Consider the following 2,635-nt stretch of genomic DNA (forward strand, 5'->3'; position numbering starts at 1 on the left):
ACAGTGGAAGGAATTAACAATAAACTGAAGGTGATTAAAAGGAGAGGCTATGGATTTAGAAACTTTAAAAACTTTAGTATTAGATGTTTATTAAATTGGCATTTTGCTAGTTGATTTTACATGGTAAGTTCGGAAGAACCACTTTTATCATTATAAACCCGAACTGTATATCCTTCTCAACCCGACGAATCAAATTCTTTTCTGTCAAATTTGTGGCTTTTCTTGCGAAACAGGTACAAGATTTTGAGAGAATCGTCGTTCAAAACCTTGCGTCTTCATCGGCCCGCGTCCTGTAGGGGCGAAGCATTCGGGCAATAACCTATAGGTGAAACTAGAGATTTTCTATCCGAATGCTTCGCCCGTACTTTTTCAGCAAACCCTACATAAAGACTTCTACTATCAGTAATGAGGTTATAAGATTGAACTATTGGACAAGCTTCGATGAGATGTCTAATCTCTTAAAAATATTCATTAATCAACAAATTCTATCTCCTCAATTTCTTCTTTGTCTTGCAGTAAAGCTTCTAGCATCCAAGCTTCTCCCATCCATTCATCAAAGTCTAAGATATGCTGCAATTCATTGTTTTCAAATCGTCTGAGAAATTCTTCCGTTTGCATTTGATACTTAAGTAGGTAGGCGTTAAAAATCATCAGATGCCCCCCTTATTAAGGGGGGATTAAGGGGGGACTAAGGGGGGATCGGCACCCCCCTTATCAAGGGGGGCAGGGGGGATCGAACCTAAAATCCATTTTTAATTTAATTATAACCAGCTACTTATTTTCAAAAAAAGTTATTCGTTCTTGGGTGCGCTTAATTCCTTCTTGAAGTTCTTGCAGTCTTTCGGTTAATGCGTCTTCAATAATTCTTTTTAAGGAGTTTAGATGCTTGGATTTAAGTTTTACTTCAGCCATAATGCTTCCGAGTTGATAATCGCTGCTGTTTGCCATTAGTCAGTCCATCCTAATTCTAGTTCATCTACTGCTAAAAAAGCTTGGGCCAGTTCTTCTGCTTCTTGTTGTCGCCATTGTTGTAAAATTGAGGCGATGAAAATGCTTTTATTTTCTACTTTCTGGTCTAGGTAATTAACCAGTTCATCGGGTAAAGAAATGGAGATTTTAGCCATTGTTATCTCTTTGGGTATTTGATTCCAATGTCTATCGTATCGTGAACTACTTTTCCTTGCCAACTAATTTTCCTTCACTATTAAATTTAATTCTGCTTACTTCTAATCTCCTGAATATCTTGCCAAAAATCGGCTCTTGTCACATTTTTTAAGGTCTGTTGACGTTCTTGAGTATAGTCACCAAAACCCCATCCAGTATCTTGTAAAAAGCGAATAGCATCGACTTGTCCTAATTCTTTAACTAATGCTTGATAGCCTTTTTGTCTTAGCTCAATTGGTGTCATTGCTTTCATCTCCTTGTAATAGCAAATTTTTCATTAACCAAGTAACAAGATCATCTAATTTTACTTGCAATAATTTACTGTATTTTATGGCTTTTCTAAGTAATCTGTCATCGGTGGTTAGCGATACATCTATTCTAGCATATTCGGCGCAAGCGATGTGAAAAGAATCATAAAGATAAAATCCTAAATCTTCTATTTCTTGAGAGCGTTGATCTATTTCATCATTCTGCAATCAAATCCTAGTCCATCATTCAATCATTCTAATCGTCTCAACTATGATTGATGTGATGATTTGATTGACTAGGATTGTCTCATCCATCGACAATAAACCTAATCATAGTTTATCATTCAATCATTCTAATCGTCTCAACTATGATTGATGTGATTATTTGATTGACTAGGATTGTCTCATCCATCGACAATAAACCTAATCATAGTTTATCATTCAATCATTCTAATCGTCTCAACTATGATTGATGTGATTATTTGATTGACTATGACTGTCTCATCCATCGACAATAAACCTAATCATAGTTTATCATTCAATCATTCTAATCGTCTCAACTATGATTGATGCAGAAGTGTTGAACGGGGAAAAAAGTCGTACAAAATTTGATATTATAGATAAGAAAATAAAGTAAATATACACCAATAAATGTGAATAAGCCATGCTAACAATTTTCCCAAAACTAATGAAAGAGCTTCTCAAGCCACTCCCCAAAAATGACTATCCCGCATTAAGTACATTTACTTTTGTGTCCTGTTGGATAGGTTTTGCGCTGGATAAAAGTATCGTCAGCATGAGAGACTTAAGCGCACGCCTGAAAATGCAAGGAATTAGGGACTTCCAGAGAATAAAATACCCAACAAAAAAATAGAAAAGTGTTTTTTTGAAAAAGTAATTATTTTTGTCTAGGAAAACAAAGAATCTCCCATTACAACCTATTTTTCCGAAAAAATAGGCAGCACAAACTCTTATACTTCCGAGCTTTTTCGAGTATAACAAGGACAAGTTAAAGAATCAAAGACAGTTTTTAGCTAACCATCTTAGTTAACTACAAACTAGGTCTTATCATAATAGATATCAATAAACCATTGTCCCAAATCGGGAAAGTCTTGATTCGTTGATTCTGTGAGACGTTCGATTTTTTCTTCGATTTTTTCCCTGGCTTTTTTAGTAAGCTTTACTCCTTTTTCATAAGTTTCAGTAATCAACTTAACAATCGG

The 2,635-nt window shown here is 35.2% G+C and carries 7 protein-coding genes and 1 pseudogene; 2 read left to right on the forward strand and 6 right to left on the reverse strand.

What is annotated here, in order from left to right; all coding sequences use genetic code 11:
* Positions 1–114: transposase (locus O9324_RS02125; protein WP_287627140.1), on the forward strand; the 114-nt coding region annotated here is incomplete at its 5' end.
* 357 nt (positions 115–471) lie between these two features.
* Here the strand turns inward: O9324_RS02125 and O9324_RS02130 are convergent.
* The 5 genes from O9324_RS02130 to O9324_RS02150 all read right to left on the reverse strand — a co-directional run bounded on the left by O9324_RS02130 (position 472) and on the right by O9324_RS02150 (position 1,640).
* Complete coding sequence (locus O9324_RS02130) at positions 472–651, reverse strand: hypothetical protein (RefSeq protein WP_288139364.1); 180 nt, start codon at positions 649–651, stop codon at positions 472–474.
* A gap of 120 nt (positions 652–771) precedes the next feature.
* Positions 772–948: a hypothetical protein gene (locus O9324_RS02135; protein ID WP_288139365.1), complete on the reverse strand. Its 177-nt coding sequence runs from the start codon at positions 946–948 to the stop codon at positions 772–774.
* Complete coding sequence (locus tag O9324_RS02140; protein WP_288139366.1) at positions 948–1,124, reverse strand: DUF8778 family protein; 177 nt, start codon at positions 1,122–1,124, stop codon at positions 948–950. Before O9324_RS02140 ends, O9324_RS02135 begins: the two co-directional genes overlap by 1 nt.
* An 86-nt stretch (positions 1,125–1,210) precedes the next feature.
* A complete protein-coding gene (locus O9324_RS02145; protein WP_002797026.1) occupies positions 1,211–1,408 on the reverse strand; it encodes a hypothetical protein in 198 nt (65 codons plus the stop codon).
* Positions 1,395–1,640, reverse strand: coding sequence for a hypothetical protein (locus tag O9324_RS02150; RefSeq protein ID WP_287630004.1), 246 nt, complete (start codon positions 1,638–1,640; stop codon positions 1,395–1,397). The genes O9324_RS02145 and O9324_RS02150 overlap by 14 nt, the downstream gene beginning before the upstream one ends.
* A gap of 460 nt (positions 1,641–2,100) precedes the next feature.
* Here O9324_RS02150 and O9324_RS02155 point away from each other — a divergent pair, with 460 nt between their 5' ends.
* Positions 2,101–2,286 (forward strand): hypothetical protein, encoded by a 186-nt coding sequence (locus O9324_RS02155; RefSeq protein WP_287709638.1) that lies wholly within the window; start codon positions 2,101–2,103, stop codon positions 2,284–2,286.
* Positions 2,287–2,470: 184 nt separating this feature from the next.
* On the opposite strand, the pseudogene O9324_RS02160 reads toward O9324_RS02155, so the two are convergent.
* A pseudogene (locus tag O9324_RS02160) lies at positions 2,471–2,635 on the reverse strand (ISAzo13-like element ISMae28 family transposase); the annotation flags it as partial.

The sequence above is a fragment of the Microcystis sp. LE19-84.1B genome (assembly GCF_027531875.1).
Lineage (GTDB): Bacteria > Cyanobacteriota > Cyanobacteriia > Cyanobacteriales > Microcystaceae > Microcystis > Microcystis panniformis.